General features: G+C 72.2%; 15 protein-coding genes. 10 read left to right on the forward strand and 5 right to left on the reverse strand.

Annotation, left to right across the window (positions count from 1 at the left end; genetic code table 11):
* Nucleotides 1-148: 148 nt before the first annotated feature.
* Nucleotides 149-718 (forward strand): riboflavin biosynthesis intermediates N-glycosidase, encoded by a 570-nt coding sequence (gene ybiA, locus ABZ948_RS05155; protein WP_359757400.1) that lies wholly within the window; start codon nt 149-151, stop codon nt 716-718.
* Nucleotides 719-762: 44 nt separating this feature from the next.
* Here the strand turns inward: ybiA and ABZ948_RS05160 are convergent, their stop codons facing one another.
* On the reverse strand, nt 763-1,224 hold the full coding sequence (locus ABZ948_RS05160) for a DUF4190 domain-containing protein (protein WP_359757402.1): 462 nt from the start codon (nt 1,222-1,224) through the stop codon (nt 763-765).
* A gap of 68 nt (nt 1,225-1,292) precedes the next feature.
* A complete protein-coding gene (locus tag ABZ948_RS05165) occupies nt 1,293-1,940 on the reverse strand; it encodes a DUF4190 domain-containing protein (protein ID WP_359757404.1) in 648 nt (215 codons plus the stop codon).
* A gap of 215 nt (nt 1,941-2,155) precedes the next feature.
* On the opposite strand from ABZ948_RS05165, the gene ABZ948_RS05170 reads away from it, so the two are divergent.
* Nucleotides 2,156-3,217: an adenosine deaminase gene (locus ABZ948_RS05170; RefSeq protein ID WP_389617322.1), complete on the forward strand. Its 1,062-nt coding sequence runs from the start codon at nt 2,156-2,158 to the stop codon at nt 3,215-3,217.
* Complete coding sequence (locus tag ABZ948_RS05175; protein ID WP_359757406.1) at nt 3,214-3,960, forward strand: glycerophosphodiester phosphodiesterase; 747 nt, start codon at nt 3,214-3,216, stop codon at nt 3,958-3,960. The genes ABZ948_RS05170 and ABZ948_RS05175 overlap by 4 nt, the downstream gene beginning before the upstream one ends.
* Here ABZ948_RS05175 and ABZ948_RS05180 read toward each other — a convergent pair.
* The 3 genes from ABZ948_RS05180 to ABZ948_RS05190 form a co-directional block, all read right to left on the reverse strand.
* Nucleotides 3,905-5,542, reverse strand: a complete 1,638-nt coding sequence (locus ABZ948_RS05180) for an RNA polymerase sigma factor (RefSeq protein WP_359757408.1) — start codon at nt 5,540-5,542, stop codon at nt 3,905-3,907. The two genes, ABZ948_RS05175 and ABZ948_RS05180, sit on opposite strands and share 56 nt — an antisense overlap.
* Before the next feature lie 130 nt (nt 5,543-5,672).
* Nucleotides 5,673-6,206, reverse strand: a complete 534-nt coding sequence (locus tag ABZ948_RS05185; protein ID WP_359757410.1) for a hypothetical protein — start codon at nt 6,204-6,206, stop codon at nt 5,673-5,675.
* 116 nt (nt 6,207-6,322) lie between these two features.
* Complete coding sequence (locus tag ABZ948_RS05190) at nt 6,323-7,762, reverse strand: gamma-aminobutyraldehyde dehydrogenase (RefSeq protein WP_359757412.1); 1,440 nt, start codon at nt 7,760-7,762, stop codon at nt 6,323-6,325.
* Nucleotides 7,763-7,926: 164 nt separating this feature from the next.
* Here ABZ948_RS05190 and ABZ948_RS05195 point away from each other — a divergent pair, with 164 nt between their 5' ends.
* The 7 genes from ABZ948_RS05195 to ABZ948_RS05225 all read left to right on the forward strand — a co-directional run bounded on the left by ABZ948_RS05195 (nt 7,927) and on the right by ABZ948_RS05225 (nt 15,126).
* Nucleotides 7,927-8,466: an Lrp/AsnC family transcriptional regulator gene (locus tag ABZ948_RS05195; RefSeq protein ID WP_059419035.1), complete on the forward strand. Its 540-nt coding sequence runs from the start codon at nt 7,927-7,929 to the stop codon at nt 8,464-8,466.
* Between the two features lie 13 nt (nt 8,467-8,479).
* Nucleotides 8,480-9,847 carry an aspartate aminotransferase family protein gene (locus ABZ948_RS05200; RefSeq protein WP_359757556.1) on the forward strand — a complete coding sequence of 456 codons (1,368 nt, stop codon included), beginning with the start codon at nt 8,480-8,482 and terminating at the stop codon, nt 9,845-9,847.
* 218 nt (nt 9,848-10,065) lie between these two features.
* The gene (locus ABZ948_RS05205; RefSeq protein WP_359757414.1) at nt 10,066-10,815 is read left to right on the forward strand and encodes an ABC transporter ATP-binding protein; all 750 of its coding nucleotides are present in this window, start codon (nt 10,066-10,068) and stop codon (nt 10,813-10,815) included.
* Complete coding sequence (locus ABZ948_RS05210) at nt 10,797-12,590, forward strand: hypothetical protein (protein WP_359757416.1); 1,794 nt, start codon at nt 10,797-10,799, stop codon at nt 12,588-12,590. Before ABZ948_RS05205 ends, ABZ948_RS05210 begins: the two co-directional genes overlap by 19 nt.
* A 120-nt stretch (nt 12,591-12,710) precedes the next feature.
* The gene (locus ABZ948_RS05215; RefSeq protein ID WP_359757418.1) at nt 12,711-13,118 is read left to right on the forward strand and encodes a VOC family protein; all 408 of its coding nucleotides are present in this window, start codon (nt 12,711-12,713) and stop codon (nt 13,116-13,118) included.
* A gap of 25 nt (nt 13,119-13,143) precedes the next feature.
* Nucleotides 13,144-14,265, forward strand: coding sequence for an LOG family protein (locus tag ABZ948_RS05220; protein WP_359757420.1), 1,122 nt, complete (start codon nt 13,144-13,146; stop codon nt 14,263-14,265).
* A 147-nt stretch (nt 14,266-14,412) separates the two neighbouring features.
* The gene (locus ABZ948_RS05225) at nt 14,413-15,126 is read left to right on the forward strand and encodes an LAETG motif-containing sortase-dependent surface protein (protein WP_359757422.1); all 714 of its coding nucleotides are present in this window, start codon (nt 14,413-14,415) and stop codon (nt 15,124-15,126) included.
* Nucleotides 15,127-15,177 lie beyond the last annotated feature (51 nt).

The raw sequence follows: 15,177 nt of genomic DNA on the forward strand, positions 1-15,177 counted from the left end.
TGAGTGCCGATCCTGACAGAGGGATGGCACGCCAACAAGGGATTCCGTTGTTGATTTTTGGTTACGCGACGGAATCTGTCGACCAGGTGTCGAGTCCGCCAGGAAAAGGCAGGACGCTGTGTCAGTGGTGCGTGCCAGACTCGCGTGCATGGAGGAGATCACGGGGGCGGCCGGCTCGCGGGAAGCCCTGATCAGGGCGGTCCACGCGGGGGCCAGGGTCAAGTATCTGCATTTCTGGGGGCACCGGCCGCGGCCGGACGGCCGGATCGGGCCGAGCTGTCTGAGCCAGTGGTGGCCCTCGCCGTTCACGGTGGACGGCGTGGCGTACGCGACGGCCGAGCACTGGATGATGGCCGGCAAGGCCCGCCTCTTCGAGGACGCGGCGGCGGAGCGTGCCGTGCTGGCCGCCGGGCATCCCGCCGAGGCGAAGAAGGCCGGTCGCCTGGTGCGCGGGTTCGACGAGGCGATATGGACCCGGGAGCGGTTCCGGATCGTCGTCGAGGGGTCGGTCCACAAGTTCGGTGCCCATCCGGACCTGCGGCAGTTCCTGCTGGACACCGGCGACCGCGTGCTGGTCGAGGCGAGCCCCGTGGACCGCGTGTGGGGCATCGGGCTGGCCGCGGACGACGAGGCGGCGATGGACCCGCAGCGGTGGCGGGGGCCGAACCTGCTGGGGTTCGCGCTGATGGAGGCCCGGGAGCGGCTGCGCACGGCATGAGCGAGGGGCCGGCCCCGGGACCGGCCCCCGGCGTGGAGCTTCGTTCAGGCCGCCGCGCCGAGCCCGCCCATGATGCCGGCGAACAGCAGGAAGCCCAGCAGCGGCAGGATCACGGTCGCGATGATCCCGCAGACCAGGCCGGCGGTCGCCGCGCCCTTGTTGGTGGCCTCACCGCGGGTGGCCTTGCCGCGGCCGATGGCGCCGAAGATGATCGCCAGGATGCCCAGGATCACGCCGAAGAACCACAGCAGGAAGGTCACGCTGCAGACCACGCCGATGATGCCCAGCACCAGCCCCGTGGTCCCCATGCCGTTGCTCGGCTGCGGAGGTATCCCGTAGCCAGGGGCCTGCGGGTAGCCCACGGGCGGTGCGGCGGGGTAGCCGGGGCCGCCCTGCGGGTAGCCGTAGCCCGGGCCGGACTGCTGCGGGTAGCCGTAGCCGGGGGCCGGCTGCTGCGGGGGCTGGGACGGCGGCCCGAACCCCGGCGGGGGGTTGGTGTTGGACATGGACGATCTCCCCTCGTTGTCAGACCAGGGAATCGTAGTGGCCGACTCCGTCGCGGCGTACGGGAGTTTCAGCGGTGGTGGGCAGCGGTGGCCACCGGGGCCTGGGCGCCGTAGTACGGGTCGTCGTCGTACGGTTCGTCGCTGTTGATGGCGGCCGTGATGCCCACCGCGATCAGGACGATCACGGCGATGCCGAGGATGATCCCGATGATGCCCATGATCAGGCCGGCCTGGGCCTGGCCGTGGTTCGTGGCCACGCCGGCCTCGGCGCGCTTGCGGCCCTTGATGCCGAAGATCACGGCGAGGATGCCGGTGACCAGGGAGACCACGCCGTAGAGGCAGAACAGGGTGCAGGAGACGATGCCGAGCACCATCGCCGCTATGCCCATGCCGTTCTGGGGCGCCATGGGCATGCCCGGCCAGCCGTAGCCCGGCCCGGCCTGGTAGCCGGCCCCGGACTGGGGGTAGCCGGGGTAGCCGTAGCCGCCGGGGGCGACGGGCGGGGGCGGGACCGCCCCGGCGCCGGTGCTGTCGGACTGCGGCGTGCCGGCGGGCGGCGTGAAGCCCGCGTTCGGCATCGAGGTGACCGTGGCCTGGTCGTGCACGGACGGCGGCCCCTGGGTGGGTGGCTGGTCCTTGTCGAGCGACGGCTTGTTCTCCGGGGGCGCCCACGGGTCGTGGCCGCCGCCTCCGCCGGGCTGCGTCGGGTCCGTCATCTGGTGCATCCCCCCTGGGTCGATCGTGCCGCCATGCTACGGGGCCGTTCGGCGCGTGTCGCAGTGCGGGTGTGCGGGACCGGCAGCGCAGCCCCCACGGGCCCCCGCGAGGGCGCTGACCCACGGCCTAGGATGAACCCGAGTCACCGATCAGCCGATCACCCGCGCCCGCCCGAGCCACGCTCCGGCCGGGGCGCCGTTCCGGGGAGGAACCCTTGACCGAGCATCTCGTCGACCCCCAGGCCCCGCGCGACCTGCGGGCGTTCATCGCCGGACTGCCCAAGGCCGAACTGCACGTGCACCACGTGGGCTCCGCCTCCCCCCGGATCGTGTCCGAGCTGGCCGCCCGGCACCCCGACTCGAAGGTGCCGACCGACCCCGCGGCCCTGGTCGACTACTTCACGTTCACGGACTTCGCGCACTTCATCGACGTGTACCTGTCGGTCGTCGACCTGATCCGCACCCCGGAGGACGTCCGGCTGCTGACCTACGAGGTGGCCCGGGACCTGGCCCGGCAGCAGGTGCGGTACGCCGAGCTGACCATCACGCCGTTCTCGTCCACGCGTCGCGGCATCGACGAGCGCGCCTTCATGGACGCGATCGAGGACGCCCGCAAGGCCGCCGAGGCCGAGTTCGGGACGGTGCTGCGCTGGTGCTTCGACATCCCCGGCGAGGCGGGCCTGGAGGCCGCCGAGGAGACGACCCGACTCGCCACCGACGACCGGCTGCGCCCCGAGGGCCTGGTCTCCTTCGGGCTCGGCGGGCCGGAGGTCGGCGTGCCCCGGCCGCAGTTCAAGCCCTACTTCGACCGCGCGATCGCGGCCGGGCTGCACTCCGTGCCGCACGCCGGCGAGACCACCGGCCCGGAGACGGTCTGGGACGCGCTGACGCATCTGCGGGCCGAGCGCATCGGGCACGGCACCAGCTCCGCCCAGGACCCGAAGCTCCTCGCGCACCTCGCCGAGCACCGGATCCCGCTGGAGGTGTGCCCGACCTCCAACATCGCCACGCGCGCGGTCCGCACCCTCGACGAGCACCCGATCAAGGAGTTCGTGAAGGCGGGGGTCGTCGTCACCATCAACTCCGACGACCCGCCGATGTTCGGCACCGACCTGGAGAACGAGTACGCGGTCGCCGCCCGCCTCCTCGACCTCGACGAGCGGGGCCTGGCCGACCTGGCGAAGAACGCCGTCGAGGTGTCCTTCCTGGACGACGCCGGCAAGACCAGGATCAAGGGCGAGATCGACACGTACACCGCGGGGTGGCTCGACCGGTGACGGCCACCGCACAGCGCCCCGGGCGGGCCGTGACCGCCGTGGCCCACCGGGGCGACCCCTACCGGGTCCGCGAGAACACCGTGGCCTCGCTCAGGTCCGCGCTCGCCCGGGGCGCCGACGCGGTGGAGGTCGACGTACGGCTCACCCGGGACGGCGTGCCGGTGCTGCTGCACGACGCGACGCTGAAGCGGCTGTGGGAGCACGAGCGGCCGGTGCTCGCGCTGTCCTTCGACGAGGTGCGCGGGCTGACCGAGGGCGGGGTGCCGACGTTGACGGAGGCGCTGGCCGCGACCGACGGGCACCGGGTGATGGTCGACCTGCCCGGCTCGCCCGACGTGCGGGCGGTGCGCCGGGTCATGGACGCCGTCCGGGAGGCCGGGGCGGCGGACCGCGTCTACTACTGCGCGGGCGCCGACGCCATGCTCGCCGTGCGCGCGGCGGACCCGGACGCCGAGATCGCCCTCACCTGGACGACGCTGGCGCCGCCGCGGCCCGTGCTGCTGGAGGCGATCCGCCCGCGCTGGCTCAACTACCGGTTCCCGCTGGTGGACCGTCGCCTCGCCGACCGCGTCCACCGCGACGGCTACCTGCTGTCGGTCTGGACCCCCGACACGCGCCGCTCCATGCGGCGCCTGCTGGAGGCGGGCGTGGACTCGATCACGACCAACCGCGTCGACGTGCTGTGCGCTACACGCGCGAGCGCTGCGGCACCGTCGCCGGATCGGCCGGGGTCGCACGCGTGACGTACTGCGGCACGGGCGCGCTGTCCGTGCCGGTGTCGCGGACGAGGCCGTAGCGGATCGCGCCCTGGGCGGGGCCCTCGTTGATGTCCTCGTCGACCGCCTCCCAGCTCGACGGGAAGACGATCAGGCCGTAGTCGCAGCCGCGTTCGTTCTGGGTGAGGGTGACGGTGCCGTCGACGTAGAAGTACTCGTTCTGCCACATCTGCTGGGCGCCGGGCGGCAGCACCGCGTATCCGATGTCCGGGCCGCCCATGCCGGTGGCGTAGCCGTTCGGGGCGCCGGGCAGCGGGTCGTCCATGCGGCGCGTGCCGCCGGAGGCCACGTGGAACAGCTTGCCCTTCAGGCCGGTCCAGGCCGGCATGACCAGTGCGCCGGGCCGGGACTTCGGCGAGATCTGCCAGCGGACCAGGACGTAGCCCTGGCCGCTCAGCGTCACGCTGTCGCCACGGTGCTGCATGACGGCTTTCGGCCCGCCGGTGCTGGTGATCCCCGACTCAGGGCGGCGGGGCAGGGCGGCGGGCCGGGCGTCCGGGTCAGGGGCGCGGTCGACGGCGTCGACGACCGTGCCGTACAGGTCGGCCTTCTCGGTCACCGTCGGCGAGGGCGTGGGGGTGGGGGTGGGAGGGGCCGAGGGCGGTGGTTCGGAGCCGGCCGTCGCCGTGGGGGTCACCGCGGCCCGTGGCGGCGGGGCGTCCGGCGGCTGGGTGACGACGTAGGCGCCGCCGGCGACGATCGTCGCGCCCGCCGTCATCGCCACGGCCGGCTTGGTGAGCGCGCCCAGCAGCTTGGCGGACCAGCCCGCGGACGTGGCGGCCACGGCCGTCTTCCCGCCGAAGGCGAGCGACAGCGTGAACCCGGCCGGCAGCGGGACCAGGGCGATGCCGACGAGGAGGCGTTCCGCCGGTACGACGGACTCGCGGGTGCCGCCGCAGTAGGCGCAGCCGCGGATGTGCCGGGCGAGCCGCTTGCGCCACACGGAGTCGGGCCGGCCGTGCCAGCGGCCGGTCAGCTCGCGCAGGTCGGGGCAGGCGCCGTCCAGGGCGCGGACGATGCCGCGCGAGGTCTCCAGGCGCTCCTTCATCCGCTGGACGCGGACGGCGGCGTGCTGCCGGGTGATGCCGACGGCGGCGGCCAGCTCGCGCCGGGTCAGTTCGCCCGCGACCTCCAGCCACCACAGCGACAGCAGCTGCCGGTCCTCGTCGTCCAGCCACCGCACCGCCTCGGCGACCTCGCGCCGCTGGCCCTCCAGCTGGAGGCGCAGCACGGTCAGTTCGGCGAAGTCGGCGGCCGCCGTCTCCTCCAGCCTCTCCGGGGTCCTCCGCCGGGCCCGGTCCCGGATCTGCCGCATGGCGATCGCCACCAGCCAGGACCGGAAGCTGTCCGGGTCGCGCAGCGAGCCGAGGTGGTCGACCGCGCGCAGCATGGTCTCCTGGACGACGTCGTCGACGTCGGCGTGGCCGTTCAGGGCCCGGCCCACGATGTTGTAGACCAGCGGCAGCCAGCCCGCGACCAGCTCGTCCAGCGCCTGCCGGTCCCCGGCCTGCGCCGCCGTGATGACGGGGCGCCAGTGCTGAGTGTCCACGGTGCCCTCTCGACGCCTGGGTTCACTGATGTTCCGCACGCACCCTCTCAGCCGGTACCGGGGTTCTCGCCATGTCGGGGATCACATGCGGGGAGACGACGTGAAGGTTCTCGGGATAACAGTTTTTTCCTCAGCCGCCCGAGAGGCCCGGCACCGGGGCGGCCGCCGGCACGGTCAGCGCCTCCAGCCGCTTGATCCGCTGCCGCACGACGTACAGCGGGATCACCCCGAGCACGCCGAACGCCATGTCGATCACGGACCACCAGAAGGGGATGCCGCGGACGGGTCCGCAGATCAGGGCGAGCGGGATGATGCCGGCACAGGCGATCATCCCGAACTCGACGACCCAGATGTTGCGGACCGGGTCGCGGTAGGGCCCGTAGAAGGCGACCGCGATCACCAGGTGCGCGAAGGCCAGCCAGTCGGTGCCGTACAGGAGGAAGGGGTACTCGGCGTCCGCCCGGTCGAGTCCCGTGCGCACCCGCCCGATCCAGTCCGTCAGGCCGGGCAGGTGGTCGCCGACGGACAGCGCCCGCAACAGGTCCTCGGTCCACCGCAGTTCGTGGACCAGGGGAAAGGCGGTGGCGCCGCTGAGCACCAGACACACCACGAAGAAGACCAGCCACGCACGGATGCCCTTCAGCAGGGCGGCTCTGTCGCTCATGGAGCGCACTCTACGCCCACAATTGAACGTGTTCAAAAAGGGGTCACCCCTTGGACGCGCGAGCGGCCCCGGACGGAGAGGAACCGTCCGGGGCCGCTCTGGGTGCGTGGGAGGGGCTACGCGTCCAGCGACGTCATCACGTGCTTGATGCGCGTGTAGTCGTCGAAGCCGTACGCCGACAGGTCCTTGCCGTAGCCGGACTTCTTGAAACCGCCGTGCGGCATCTCCGCGACCAGCGGGATGTGCGTGTTGATCCACACGCAGCCGAAGTCGAGCTTCTTGCTCATCCGCATGGCGCGGCCGTGGTCCTTGGTCCACACCGAGGAGGCGAGGGCGTACTCCACGCCGTTGGCCCACTGCACCGCCTGGTCCTCGTCGGTGAAGGACTGCACGGTGATGACCGGGCCGAAGACCTCCTTCTGGATGATCTCGTCGTCCTGCTTCAGGCCCGAGACGACGGTCGGCGCGTAGAAGTAGCCCTTGTCGCCGACCCGCTTGCCGCCGGTCTCCACGCGCGCGTGCGCGGGCAGACGGTCGATGAAGCCCTCGACCTGGGCGAGCTGGTTGGGGTTGTTGAGCGGCCCGAACAGCACGTCCTCGTCGTCCGGCTGCCCGGTCTTCGTCTCGGCGGCGGCCTTCGACAGCGCGGAGACGAACTCGTCGTGGATGGACTCGTGGACGAGCACGCGCGTGGCGGCCGTGCAGTCCTGGCCGGCGTTGAAGTAGCCCGCGACCGAGATGTCCTCGACGGCCTTGGCGATGTCGGTGTCCTCGAAGACCACGACCGGCGCCTTGCCGCCCAGCTCCAGGTGGACGCGCTTGACGTCCTTGGAGGCGGACTCGGCGACCTGGATGCCGGCGCGCACCGAGCCGGTGATGGAGGCCATCGCCGGGATCTCGTGCTCGACCATCATGCGGCCCGTCTCGCGGTCACCGCAGATGACGTTGAAGACGCCCTTCGGCAGGATGCCGCCGAGGATCTCCGCGATCAGCACGGTGGAGGCCGGGGTGGTGTCGGACGGCTTCAGCACGACCGTGTTGCCCGCCGCGATCGCCGGGGCGAACTTCCACACGGCCATCATCATCGGGTAGTTCCACGGCGCGACCTGCGCGCAGACCCCGACCGGCTCACGGCGCACGATGGAGGTCAGGCCCTCCATGTACTCACCGGCCGAGCGGCCCTCCAGCATCCGCGCCGCACCCGCGAAGAAGCGGATCTGGTCGACCATCGGCGGGATCTCCTCGGAGCGGGTCAGCCCGACCGGCTTGCCCGTGTTCTCCACCTCGGCCGCGATCAGCTCCTCGGCGCGCTCCTCGAAGGCGTCCGCGATCTTCAGCAGGGCCTTCTGGCGCTCGGCGGGCGTGGTGTCGCGCCAGCCGGGGAAGGCCTCGGCGGCCGCCGCCATCGCGGCGTCCACGTCCGCCTGCCCGGACAGCGGAGCGGTCGCGTACGCCTCGCCCGTCGCGGGATTGACCACCTCGGTGGTCCGTCCGTCGGCGGCGTCCCGGAACTCACCGCCGATGTAGTTGCGCAGACGACGCAGCTCGGTGCTCACTGCCGGCCCTCCAGTTCGGATGTCCAGTACTTGAGACACCCACCCTAGTCGGCCGACCCACGTTTTCAACACCCCCACTCCCATCGTTCATGCGGAATCCGCAGTCGCAGGCAACAAAAACAACGGATTTCATCGATCACGGCTTGCGGAAGTGACGAGACCTCGTGCACAGTGACCTCGTGGCCAGTCGAAGCGCAGACCAGAAGGGCTCGCGGGAGCACCGCGAGTCCTCCCGAGAGTCCAGGAACGGCAGCTCGCCCCAGCTGGACGCCGTCTCCCTCGCGATCATCGAGCAGCTCCAGGAGGACGGCCGCCGGCCGTACGCCGCCATCGGCAAGGCCGTGGGCCTGTCGGAGGCGGCCGTGCGCCAGCGCGTCCAGAAGCTGCTCGACCAGGGCGTGATGCAGATCGTCGCCGTCACGGACCCGCTCACCGTGGGCTTCCGCAGACAGGCGATGGTCGGCGTCAACGTCGAGGGCGACGTGGAGTCGGTCGCCGACGCGCTGACGGCCATGTCCGAGTGCGAGTACGTGGTGATGACCGCGGGCTCCTTCGACCTGATGGTGGAGATCGTCTGCGAGGACGACGACCACCTCCTGGACGTCATCAACAAACGCATCCGCGCCGTCCCGGGAGTGCGCTCCACCGAGAGCTTCGTCTATCTGAAGCTCAAGAAGCAGACCTACATGTGGGGAACCCGATAACCGTGAGGACCCGATAGCCGTGAGCAAGGACCTCTCCCAGTCCGCGTACGACCACCTGTGGATGCACTTCACGCGCATGTCGTCGTACGAGAAGGCCCCCGTCCCCACCATCGTCCGGGGCGAGGGCACGTACATCTACGACGACCAGGGCAAGCGCTACCTGGACGGCCTCGCCGGCCTGTTCGTGGTGCAGGCCGGGCACGGCCGCGTCGAGCTCGCCGAGACCGCCTCCAAGCAGGCGCAGGAGCTGGCGTTCTTCCCCGTGTGGTCCTACGCCCACCCCAAGGCGATCGAGCTGGCCGAGCGCCTGGCCCACCACGCGCCGGGCGACCTGAACAAGGTCTTCTTCACCACCGGTGGCGGCGAGGCCGTCGAGACCGCCTGGAAGCTCGCCAAGCAGTACTTCAAGCTGGTCGGCAAGCCCACCAAGCACAAGGTCATATCCCGCGCGGTCGCCTACCACGGCACCCCCCAGGGCGCCCTGTCCATCACCGGCCTGCCGGGCCTCAAGGCCCCCTTCGAGCCGCTGGTGCCGGGCGCTCACAAGGTCCCGAACACCAACATCTACCGCGCCCCGCTCTTCGGCGACGACCCGGAGGCCTTCGGCCGCTGGGCCGCCGACCAGATCGAACAGCAGATCCTCTTCGAGGGCCCGGACACGGTGGCCGCGGTCTTCCTGGAGCCCGTGCAGAACGCGGGCGGCTGCTTCCCGCCCCCGCCCGGCTACTTCCAGCGCGTCCGCGAGATCTGCGACCGGTACGACGTGCTGCTCGTCTCCGACGAGGTCATCTGCGCCTTCGGCCGCCTGGGCACGATCTTCGCCTGCGACAAGTTCGACTACGTGCCGGACATGATCACCTGCGCCAAGGGCATGACCTCGGGCTACTCCCCGATCGGCGCGTGCATCATCTCCGACCGCCTCGCCGAGCCGTTCTACAAGGGCGACAACACCTTCCTGCACGGCTACACCTTCGGCGGCCACCCGGTCTCCGCGGCCGTGGGCCTCGCCAACCTCGACCTGTTCGAGCGCGAGAACCTCACCCAGCACGTCCTGGACAACGAAGGCGCGTTCCGCTCGACCCTGGAGAAGCTGCACGACCTGCCGATCGTCGGCGACGTCCGCGGCAACGGCTTCTTCTACGGCATCGAACTCGTCAAGGACAAGGCCACCAAGGAGTCCTTCGACGCCGACGAGACCGAGCGGATCCTGTACGGCTTCCTCTCCAAGAAGCTGTACGAAAACGGCCTGTACTGCCGGGCCGACGACCGCGGCGACCCGGTCGTGCAGCTCGCCCCGCCGCTGATCTCCGACCAGTCGACGTTCGACGAGATCGAGCAGATCCTGCGGGCCACCCTCACCGAGGCGTGGACCAAGCTCTGACCGACCGACGCCCCCGCGTCGCTCCGATCGTCTGCCTGGATGATCAACACCGGCCCCGGTGCCGCCCGTTCGAGTGAGAAACGGCGGCCCGGGGCCGCGTGCTGTCCGACGTCCCGCCGCCCTGTGCCTAGCGTGCCCAGTGACCGATCGGCCCTGCCTTCGTTCCCCCGCACGGGGGATGGCACGGGAACTACGGATCTGAACCGAGGTGTACGCCCATGGAGGCCCCGCCGGACAACGACGTGCTCTGGGCACGCGCCCTGCACTTCCAGCACGACGACGGCTCGCCCGCGCTCACCGGAGTGTCGCTCGGCGTCCGGGAGGGCGAGATCCTCGCCGTCAGCGGCCCGCGCGGCAGCGGCAAGACGACCCTGCTGCGGTGCCTGTCCGGCCTGGTGCCCGTCCGGCGCGGCGAGGTCTGGTTCAACAGCGTGCCCGTGCACACCATGGGCCCCCTCACCCGGGAACGGCTGCGCCGCGACCGCTTCGGCTGGATCGACCCCGCCCCCTCCCTGGTCCCGGAGCTCAACGCCTGGGAGAACACCGCCCTGCCGCTGATGCTGCGCGGCACCAGCCGGCGCCGGGCCAAGACCGCCGCACTGGAGTGGCTGGAGCGCCTGGACATCGGCGACGGCGCCCGCAAGCGCCCCCACCAGCTCGTGCAGGCCGAGCGCCAGCGGGTCTGCATCGCCCGCGCCCTCGCCCCCGCCCCCTCGGTGCTGTTCGCGGACGAGCCCACGGCCCCGCTGCACCGCGCCGACCGCGCCCACGTCCTGCGCACCCTGACCACGGCGGCCCGCTCCCACGGCATCACCGTCGTCCTCGCCACCCACGACGCGGAGACCGCGGCCCTCGCCGACCGCACGGTGTCCCTGCTCGACGGGCGGCGCGTGCAGACGGTGCACCTGCCGCCGGTCGCCGAGACCGCCGAGCCGGAAGGCCGGGCCGCGTGCTCGCTCTCCGTCTGACCCGCGGCGCCCACCCCGCCGTCCAGCTGCGCCGCCTCCTGGTCGCGGCGGCCTCGGCGGGCACGAGCTTCCTGTTGCTGTGCGCCCTGGGCCACGCCCTCGGGCACCCCGGCGCCACCGGCGAGTCCCTGATGCGTCTGGCGTGGTGCGCGGCCCCGCTGGCCACCACGGTGTACTTCGCCGTCGCGGTGGCGCGCACCGACCCCGCCACGAAACCCCGCCCCGGCCTCTCCGCGATCGGCCTCGGCCCGCTGCGCCTGCTGGCCGTCTCGGCGGCGACGACGGCTCTGTCCTGCACGCTCGGCGCCATGCTGGCCCTGCTCGTCTTCCTGCACCTGCGGGGCGACCTGTCGGGCCTGCCCTTCGACGGGGCGGCCGCCGGGCCCCTCGCCTCCGGCCGGCCCCTGCCGCTGGCGGGCACCCTGACCCTGCTGGCGATCGTCCCCGTCGGCGCGTCGGCGGCCGTGGCGCTGGCGCTGCGGCCGCGGGAGACCGGACCGGCGGCGCCCCGGGCGTCCCGGATGTACGGCCGGTTCGGCGCGTACCGCCGCGAGAGCAAGCGCGAGACCTTCGGGGCGTACGGCCGGTTCGGACGGCAGATCGTCCGGCCCGCGCACGGCCGCTCCGCCGACTCCGCGCCGCAGGGCGGTCCCCCGCAGGCACGCACGGGCGAACCCACCTCCGTGACGACCCTCGCCCGCACCGACACCGACACCGACGCTGACTCCGGCCCCCGCTCCGGCTCCGACTCCGGCGGCACGGTCAGCGCACTCACGGACCCTCCGGCACGCGACACGGTGAGTGCGGTGATCCCGTACGGCGGCCCGGCCCGCCACCCGGCGGCGCCGGACCCCAGGGACGCCGCCCGGCCCGACGGCGACACCGCCCGCCACCCGGCGCCACCCGCCCCCGACTCCGACGGCGATCCGGCCCGCCCCCCGGCGGCATCCGGCCCCGGAGACCCCCACGGCGCCCCCGCCCGGCACCCGCTGAACACCGCCCACCCCGCACACCCCGCCCCACACCCCCAGGCATCGGACCCGGTCGGCGCGGCCCGGACCGACGGGACGCCCGCCCAGCGGTCCGCTCCCTCCCCGGCCGCGGCACGCGGCGCCGACGACCCCGCCGCCCTCGCGGCGGCCCTGCCGGACCCGCCCGGGACCGACGGCTCCCCGACCGCCGCCCCCACCGGCCTCCCCTGGGGCATCACCCTGCTGGCCGCGGGCCTCGCCGTGGAGACCTACACGAGCCGCACCGCCCCGACCGCCCCCGACCTCACCTTCTCCGGCGCCTCCCCCGGTGTCCTGGCCGGCTGGGCGCTGGCCGCCGTCGGACTGGCCCTGGCGGGCCCGGGTCTGACGCACCTGTGCGGACGGCTCCTCCAGTCGGCCCGCCCCGGCGCCCTGCGGCTGCTGGCCGGACGCGTCCTCATGGCGGAGGCCGCCCGCATCGGCCGCCCCCTGGGCGTCGTCAGCGCGGTGCTGTCGGCCGCGTGGGCCATGGCGCTGCTGCACCTCCCGGACGGACTGTCGCTCGGCCCGCTCACCCTCCTCGGCGTGCTCCTCGTGACCGGATGCACCGTGGGCACGCTCCTCACGGCCGCCGTCGAGGCACGGCAGGCCCGGGCCGACACCACCGCCGCGCTGCTGCGCCTCGGCGCCCCCGCGACGATGCTGCGCGGCGCCGCCGCCCTGCGCGCGGGCGCCCTGCTCGCCCTCTTCGGCCCGCTCACCCTGACGGTGGCCGAGCTGGCGGCACTGCCGCTGGCCCGCTGAAGCGCCCCGGAAGCCCGCCGGGAAAACCCGTACGAAAAAAATCTCCGAACGGCGATGAGTTCCGCGCCGTACCCAGGTCTATCCCCGCGTAACGACACGGACCCGATGGGAGAGACCCGCATGTACCAGCAGATGATCTTCGTGAACCTGTGCGTCAACGACCTCGACTCCTCCAAGAAGTTCTTCACGGAGCTCGGCTACTCGATCAACGAGCAGTTCAGCGACGAGTCGACCGCCTCGGTCGTGATCAGCGACACCATCGTCGTGATGGTGCACACCAAGGACAAGTACGCGCAGTTCACGAAGAAGGCGATCGCGGACGCGACGAAGACCAGCGAGGTGCTGATCGCGCTGAGCGCCGAGAGCCGCGAGAAGGTCGACGAACTGGTCGAGAAGGCGGTCGCGGCGGGCGGCTCCGTCAGCGGCGAGACCCAGGACCACGGCTTCATGTACGGCCGCGCCTTCGACGACCCGGACGGCCACACCTTCGAGGTCGTGTGGATGGACCCGTCGGCCGTCGAGGGCTGAGACGTGGCTGTGCCAGCATGGGCGGGTGCAGACGATGCCCGCCCATGCGGCCCACCACGACGACCGTGAGATCGAGACGCTTGAGGAGTTCGACGCCACCGTCTCGGCGCGCCGCACCCTCGCCGGCTACCGCGTCCAGGCCGTCGACCTGACGGACCGCACGCGCGAGTTGCTCGGCACGGACACCACGGGCGCGGTCTTCCTCGGCTGCGCGATGCGCGAGGACGCGGCGGCGAAGGTCCGCGCCGACGGCGCCCTGGTCTTCCCGCCGGTCCCGGACCTGCCCTTCGACCCGTACCGCGCCCATGTCTACGCGCCGGACGAGCTCTTCGCGTCGCTGGCGGACGGCTACGAGGCCACCCCCGACGCCCGGGCGTACGCCTGGTTCCAGCACACCAAGGCGGACCGGGACATCTACGCCTCCATGCTGCGCTCGGTCCACGACGACTCCGTCTCCGACGCCCTCGACGAACTCCTGTCCGGCGCCCGGGTGGTGGGCGTGATGGGCGGCCACGCGATGGCCCGCGGCACGCGGGAGTACGCCGGTGCCGCGCGGCTCGGCCGCGAGCTGGCCCGGGCCGGTTTCACCGTCGCGACCGGAGGCGGCCCGGGCGCCATGGAGGCGGCGAACCTCGGCGCCTACGCCGCCCCGTTCGGCGAGGACATGCTCACCGAGTCGCTCGAACTGCTCGCCAAGGCACCGCGGTTCACCCCGTCGATCACCCAGTGGGCGACGGCCGCCTTCGAGATACGCGGCCGCTGGCCGCAGGGCGGCCGTTCCGTCGGCATCCCGACCTGGTTCTACGGCCACGAGCCGCCGAACGCCTTCGCGTCCCACATCGCCAAGTACTTCGCCAACGCCACCCGCGAGGACGGCCTGCTGGCCCGGTCCAACGCGGGTGTGGTGTTCCTGCCGGGCGCCGCCGGGACCGTCCAGGAGATCTTCGACAACGCGACGCCCAACTACTACGAGTCGCGCGGCGAGCCGACCCCCATGGTGCTCGTGGACCGGGCGCACTGGACGGAGAGGCTGCCGGCGTGGCCCCTGCTGCGATCGCTGGCCAAGGGGCGGTCGATGGAGGCGCGGATCGCGCTGGTCGACCGGATCGAGGAGGCGCCCGAGGCGTTGAAACGTCTCGGCGGTTAATAAGCTGGCAAAGCAAGTGCTTGCACCCTGCATATGCGTTGACACTACTTATGCGGCGCTTATAGACCTGGGAGCCTCCCGGTAGTGCTGATGTCCAGTCAACACTGCCTCCACCCCCCGCAATTGCGCATCCTGTAAAGGACAAACGTGGCAGTTCTGTCCGTATCCCGCCGTACGACCCGGCGTCGCACCCTCGCCCGTTCCGTGCGGATCCTCGGTGTCGCCTCGGCCTCGGCCGCGCTCGCACTCGGCGCCGCCGGCAACGCGCTCGCCTGCAACATCAACGAGTTCTCCGCCGAGGCGAAGTGCGACGGTGACAAGGGCGTCATCACCGTCACCGACGTGGACCCCGCCGGCGTCCCGGCGACCGTCACCGTGTACCTGGAGAACAACGGCGCCGACGTGAAGAAGGTCGGCGAGCAGGTGGTCAAGGGCTCCCGCGAGGGCACCACCATCACCTTCGCCGAGAACTGGAAGCCGAACGCCGAGTACCGCATCCACGTCAAGGCCACCCCGTACGTCGACGAGGACATCAAGCCGAACCTCGTCACGCCGGCCACGGCCTGCAAGAAGGAGGAGGAGCCCCCGGCTTCGACTCCGCCGGCCACGCCGACCCCGTCGGCCTCCCCGTCGAAGCCCGCCGAGGACACCGACACCCCGGCTCCGGCGCCGTCGGAGAGCGAGAGCAGCACGCCGGCGGGCAACGCGCCCGCCCCCGCGGCCGGTGACTCGAACCTCGCCGAGACCGGTGCCGACTCCAACACCGGGATCATCGCCGGCATCGCGGCGGCCCTGGTCGTCGTCGGTGGCGGTGCGGTGTTCTTCGGCATGCGCCGCCGTGGGGCGAAGAGCGACAGCTGACGCCCCGCACGCCGTGATGTGGCCCGTCCCCGAACCCTGGGGGCGGGCCAC

It is taken from the genome of Streptomyces olindensis, assembly GCF_040645895.1.
In the GTDB taxonomy this organism is placed as follows: Bacteria; Actinomycetota; Actinomycetes; order Streptomycetales; family Streptomycetaceae; genus Streptomyces; species Streptomyces olindensis.